Annotated in this window: 5 protein-coding genes; 2 read left to right on the top strand and 3 right to left on the bottom strand. The window is 74.4% G+C overall.

Annotated features, from left to right (window positions below; translation table 11 throughout):
* The 3 genes from PKC53_RS18600 to PKC53_RS18590 all read right to left on the bottom strand — a co-directional run.
* The coding region (locus PKC53_RS18600; RefSeq protein WP_324431353.1) for an ATP-dependent 6-phosphofructokinase at window positions 1-995 on the bottom strand (995 nt) is incomplete at its 3' end.
* 73 nt (window positions 996-1,068) lie between these two features.
* Window positions 1,069-1,554 (bottom strand): DUF6152 family protein, encoded by a 486-nt coding sequence (locus PKC53_RS18595; RefSeq protein ID WP_324431351.1) that lies wholly within the window; start codon window positions 1,552-1,554, stop codon window positions 1,069-1,071.
* Window positions 1,555-1,576: 22 nt separating this feature from the next.
* Complete coding sequence (locus tag PKC53_RS18590) at window positions 1,577-2,014, bottom strand: hypothetical protein (RefSeq protein ID WP_324431349.1); 438 nt, start codon at window positions 2,012-2,014, stop codon at window positions 1,577-1,579.
* 76 nt (window positions 2,015-2,090) lie between these two features.
* Here PKC53_RS18590 and mpl point away from each other — a divergent pair, with 76 nt between their 5' ends.
* A complete protein-coding gene (gene mpl / locus PKC53_RS18585; protein WP_324431348.1) occupies window positions 2,091-3,470 on the top strand; it encodes a UDP-N-acetylmuramate:L-alanyl-gamma-D-glutamyl-meso-diaminopimelate ligase in 1,380 nt (459 codons plus the stop codon).
* Between the two features lie 95 nt (window positions 3,471-3,565).
* On the top strand, window positions 3,566-5,458 hold a 1,893-nt coding region (locus PKC53_RS18580), incomplete at its 3' end, for a zinc-dependent metalloprotease (protein WP_324431347.1).

Below are 5,458 nucleotides of genomic sequence, written 5' to 3'. Positions count from 1 at the left end.
TCGAGCGGCACGCGCCGGTTGTGGCCGGCCACGTGCGCCAGCGGCACGCTGGTCATGTCGCCGCCGACCAGCGTGACCATGCGGTCGTACTCGTCGCGCTGCACCAAGTGCGCGGCCTCGTTGCCGAAGCGCGTGGCCAGCACGCGGTCGAACGGCGTCGGGCTGCCGCCGCGCTGCACGTGGCCGAGCACGGTGGCGCGCACCTCGCTGGCCACGCGCGGCTGCAGTTGCGCGCGCAGCACGTGCGCGACGCCGCCGAGGCGCACCGGATCGGGGCTGGACTCGATGCGCTGCTCGACGGTCATCGCGGCGCCGCGCGCCTTCGCCCCCTCGGCGATGCAGATCACGGTGTAGCGCTGGCGCTGCTCGCGTTCGCGGCACAGCGCGGCGACGGCATCGACGTCGTGGTCGATTTCCGGCAGCAGGATCGCGTCGGCCGCGCCGGCGATGCCGGCCTCCAGCGCGATCCAGCCGGCGTAGCGCCCCATCGTCTCGACGACCATCACGCGGCCGTGGCTCTGGCCGGTGGTCTGCACGCGCTCGAGCGCCTCGGCGACGATGGCCACCGCGGTGTCGAAGCCGAAGCTGCGCTCGCAGCCTTCGATGTCGTTGTCGATCGTCTTCGGCACGCCGACCATGCGCAGCCCGTGCGCCGACATGCCGTGTGCGATGGCCATCGTGCCGTCGCCGCCGATCGCGACCACCGCATCGAGCCGCCACTCGCGCGCGTGGCGCAGCGCCGCGGCCAGCGCCTCCTCGCTGGCGAGCGGGTTCGCGCGGTTGCTGGTGCCCAGGATCGTGCCCCCGGTGGCCAGGATGCCGCTGACCGCGCGCCAGTCGAGCGCGCGCGCGCGGCCTTCGACCAGGCCCTGGAAGCCGTCCTCGATGCCGACCACCTCGGCGCCGCACTGGCGGATCAGCGACTTCGTGACCGCACGGATCACCGCATTGAGCCCGGGGCAGTCTCCGCCGCCGGTCAGCACTCCGATGCGCATGCGCAGCCCTCCACGTTGCGGTGCACCGCAGTCTAAGCGGCGGTCGCGGCGCAGGCGCGACGCGCCGCCACCGTCACGCCGGCGACGAGCGCAGCGCGTACACCTTGCCAGCGGCCCACACGTACTCGGCGCGCAGTACCGCGTCGCCGCGCTCGCCGGCGAACGTGAAGCCGAGCAGCTCGACCGCGTCGCCGACCTTCAGTTCGGGCATCCCCCAGGCGTTCATGCGGAACAGCGGCGCGAGTTCGACGTGCCACTTGCGGTCGCGCCGCGTCGGCAGCTGCGCGGCCTTCAGCAGCGCGGGGCCGTCGACCGGCGCCGACTGCGCCGGCACCGCGCGCGACGCCAGGTCGGCCGGCAGCTTCAGGTCGGCGTCGAGTTCGAGCTCGAACTCGACGTGCGGGTTGCGCCACGACACGGTCGCGGCGCGACCCGACAGGTAGATCGGGCGGTTCTGGTCGAAGCTGCTCCAGCCGTGGTGCGCGAAGGCACGCGGCGCCAGCAGCAGCGCGCCGGCGGCGGCAAGGACGGTGCGGCGGTTCGGGGTCGTCGGGCTCATCACGGTGCTCCTCGGGAAGGGGTCAGGCGTAGGCGATCCAGCGGCCGGCGGCGATCACCGCCAGCCACAGCAGCAGCGACACCGCGGTCTGCGCGCGCGCCACCGCGTCGGCCCGGTCGAGGCTGCCGCGGGTGTGGAACGCGGCGGCGTTGAGGCCGGCGCAGGCCAGCAGCGTCATCTTCAGCACGAACGTGTTGCTGGCCAGAAGTTCCGCGGCGCTGCTGGCGAACATCAGCAGTCCGCTGGCGGCGGCCAGTGCGAAACCGCCCAGCGCCAGCGGCAACACCAGCCGCGCCAGCGGTCGCAGCGGCAGCGCGGCGCCCAGGCCCCAGACGCGCAGCTCGAACACCAGCAGGCTGCCGACGAGCACCGCGATGCCGACGATGTGCACCGCCTCGAGCAACGGGTAGGCGAACGGGTGCCCGGCGATCCAGGCCAGCGGCGCGGCGACGGGCTGCATCGGCGCGACCTTAGCGCAGCGCGGGTCGCCCTGCGCGGCACCGGGTGTCGCGGGGGCGACTCCTAGAATGCCGCGCATGCACATCCACATCCTCGGCATCTGCGGCACTTTCATGGGCGGGCTCGCGGCGCTGGCGCGCGAGGCCGGTCACCGTGTGACCGGCTGCGACGCCAACGTCTACCCGCCGATGAGCGAGCAGCTGCGCGCGCTGGACATCGAGCTGATCGAGGGCTGGGGTGTCGACCAGCTGGCGCTGGCGCCCGACGTGTTCGTCGTCGGCAACGTGGTCAGCCGCGGCAACCCGCTGATGGAGGCGATCCTCGACGCCGGCGCGAGGTACACCAGCGGCCCGCAGTGGCTCGCCGACCACGTGCTGCCCGGTCGCCACGTGCTGGCGGTGGCCGGCACGCACGGCAAGACCACGACCACGTCGATGCTGGCGTGGATCCTCGACGACGCCGGGCTGCAGCCGGGTTTCCTGGTCGGCGGCGTGCCGCTGAACTTCGCCGTCTCGGCGCGGCTCGGGCGCAGCGCCGCCGGCGGCGCCTTCGTCATCGAGGCCGACGAGTACGACACCGCGTTCTTCGACAAGCGCAGCAAGTTCGTGCACTACCGTCCCCGCACCGCGGTGCTCAACAACCTCGAGTACGACCACGCCGACATCTTCCCCGACCTCGCGGCGATCGAGACGCAGTTCCACCACCTGGTGCGCACCGTGCCCGCCAGCGGCCGGCTGGTGGTCAACGCGCGCGACGAGGCGCTGCAGCGCGTGCTCGAGCGCGGCTGCTGGAGCGCCGTCGAACGCTTCGGCACGGTGCGCGAGGAGCCGGGCGCGTGGCGCGCGCGCGGCGAGCCGCACGCCTTCGACGTGCTGCGCGGCAGCCTGAAGGTCGGCCGCGTCGACTGGGCGCTGCTGGGCGAGCACAACCAGCTCAACGCGCTGGCGGCGATCGCCGCGGCCGAACACGCCGGCGTCGCTCCCGAGGCGGCCGCAGCGTCGCTGGCGCGTTTCGACAACGTGCGTCGGCGCATGGAGCTGCGCGGCGAGGCCGGCGGCGTGAAGGTCTACGACGACTTCGCACACCACCCGAGCGCGATGCGCACGACGATCGACGGCCTGCGGCGCAAGGTCGGCGACGACGCGCGCATCGTCGCGGTGTTCGAGCCGCGCTCGAACACGATGAAACTCGGCACGATGAAGGCGCTGCTGCCGTGGGCGCTGGAGGAGGCCGACCGCGTCTTCTGCCATGCCGGCGGCCTGGGCTGGGATCCACGCGAGGCGCTGGCGCCGGTCGAGCCGCCGGCAGTGGTCGCCGACGACGTCGACGCGCTGGTGCGCGACATCGTGCGCGCCGCGCGGGCCGGCGACCACGTGCTGGTGATGAGCAACGGCGGCTTCGGCGGCATCCACGACAGGCTGCTCGCCGCGCTCGCCAGCACCGGCGGCGCGGCTTGAACCGGCCGAACCCCCGTGCATGCCCCCTCGTCACGGGTGCGCGCCAGGCTGCGCTAACGTCGGCCTCGCCGCCCGCCCGCCTCCGCCCCCCGCCCATGCCCGAGCACCGCCTGCCGCCTCGCGGCCCTGTCGCCGCCCTGACCCTGGCCGCCGCAGTCCTCGCCGGCTGCGCCGCGTGGCCGGCCCCACCGCCGGCGCGCGCCGGCGCGGCGGCGCCCGACGCGGCGCCGGCGACCACGGCTTCGGCGCCGACTTCGGCGCCGACAGCGGCGGCGCCGCAGCGCCCGCCGCCCGGCAGCCCGCCGGCGTTCGACGAGGTCGTCAAGGACGCCACCCGCAGCGACGGCTTCCTCGCGCTGTGGACCAAGGACGACAAGACCTGGCTCGAGATCCCGGCCGAGCGCCTCGACCAGCCGTTCTTCCTCGGCGGCTCCCTCGTCTCGGGGCTGGGCGAACGTTTCTTCCTGCCCGGGCTGATGGGCCGCGAGCAGGTCGTCGAGCTGCGCCGCGTCGGTCGTTCGGTGCAGCTGGTCGCGCGCAACCTGGACGTGCGCGCCGTCGATGGCACACCGCTGCAGCGTGCGGTGCGCGAGAGCTACTCCGACAGCCTGCTTGCCGCCGCCGCGCTGGCCGCCGCCCCGCACCCGCAGCGCCAGTCGCTGCTGGTCGACGCGGCGCAGCTGTTCGGTGGCGACCTCGGCGGGCTGCAGACGCGCATCGAGGCGGCGTTCCGCCTGCCGTACACGCTGGACCGTGCCAACAGCTCGATCGAGCGCGCCCGCACCGGCGCGCAGGGCACCACGCTGACGCTGCGCTCGCACTTCGCGGTGCCCAAGCTGCCGGCGCCGCCGGCGGCGACGCCCGGCGCCCCCGGTGCGGCGACGCCGAGCCCGCCGCGCACCGTGCCCGACGCGCGCAGCTTCTTCCTGTCCGTGAGCTACACGCTGGCGCCGCTGCCGGCCACGCCGATGCGCCCGCGCGCGGCGGACCCGCGTGTGGGTTACTTCACCGACAGCTTCGTCGACTACGCCACGGACGACGGTTCGCCCGACCGCCGCCGGCACGTGATCAACCGCTGGCGGCTCGAGAAGCGCGACCCCGCCGCCGAGCTCAGCGCGCCGAAGGAGCCGATCCGCGTCGTGCTCGACCGCAACATCCCCGAGCGCTGGCGCGACGCGGTGCGCGCCGGCGTGCTCGAGTGGAACCGGGCCTTCGAGCGCGCCGGCTTCCGCGACGCGCTCGCGGTCGAGCAGCAGGGCGACGACGCCGACTGGGAGAGCACCGAGGGCACGCGGCTGCTGGCGGTGCGCTGGTTTGCGATGCACGGCCCCGGCGCGGTGGCGGTCGGTCCGAGCCAGACCGACCCGCGCACCGGCGAGATCCTGCGCGCCGCGGCGATCATCCCCGAGAACTGGGCGCGGCTGTCCCGCAGCCGCGTCGCCGACACGCAGCCGCGCCTGCGCGCCGACGCGCCCGCCGACGGCGAAGACCACGCCCACGATCCGCAGTGGTGCGAGCACGCCGCCTCGGCGATGGAGCAGAGCGCCTTCGGCCTGGCGCTGCTGGCCGAGCGCGGCGAGATCGACCCCGACGGGCCCGAGGCCGAGCGATTCATCGCCGACGCGCTCAAGGACGTGGTGATGCACGAGGTCGGCCACGCGCTCGGGCTGCGCCACAACTTTCGGGCCTCGGTGGGCGTGAGCCGCGAACAGCTTCGCGACGCGCGCTTCACCGCCGAGCGCGGCATCGCCAACTCGGTGATGGACTACCAGGCGCTGAACATCCCGCTGCGCGACGAGCCGGTGGCCGACTACCACATGGTCACGCTCGGCGCCTACGACCACTGGGCCATCGAGTACGGCTACCGCGAGCTGCCGCCCGAGCGCGAGGCCGAACTGCTCGCCGAGATCGCCGGCCGTGCGTCGGCCGACCCCGACCTGGCCTACGCCACCGACGAGGACCTCGCCAACGGCGACCCGGCGATCAAC

Source organism: Azohydromonas sp. (assembly GCF_035325925.1).
Taxonomy (GTDB): Bacteria; Pseudomonadota; Gammaproteobacteria; order Burkholderiales; family Burkholderiaceae_C; genus Calidifontimicrobium.
The sequence above is the reverse complement of the archived record's forward strand: the minus strand, read 5'-3'. Positions and strand labels throughout refer to the sequence as shown.

Excerpts from the sequence above, each read along its gene's own strand:
- PKC53_RS18595 (WP_324431351.1), bottom strand. The coding sequence starts at position 1,554 with ATGAGCCCGACGACCCCGAACCGCCGCACCGTCCTTGCCGCCGCCGGC.
- mpl (WP_324431348.1), top strand. The coding sequence starts at position 2,091 with ATGCACATCCACATCCTCGGCATCTGCGGCACTTTCATGGGCGGGCTC.
- PKC53_RS18590 (WP_324431349.1), bottom strand. The coding sequence starts at position 2,014 with ATGCAGCCCGTCGCCGCGCCGCTGGCCTGGATCGCCGGGCACCCGTTC.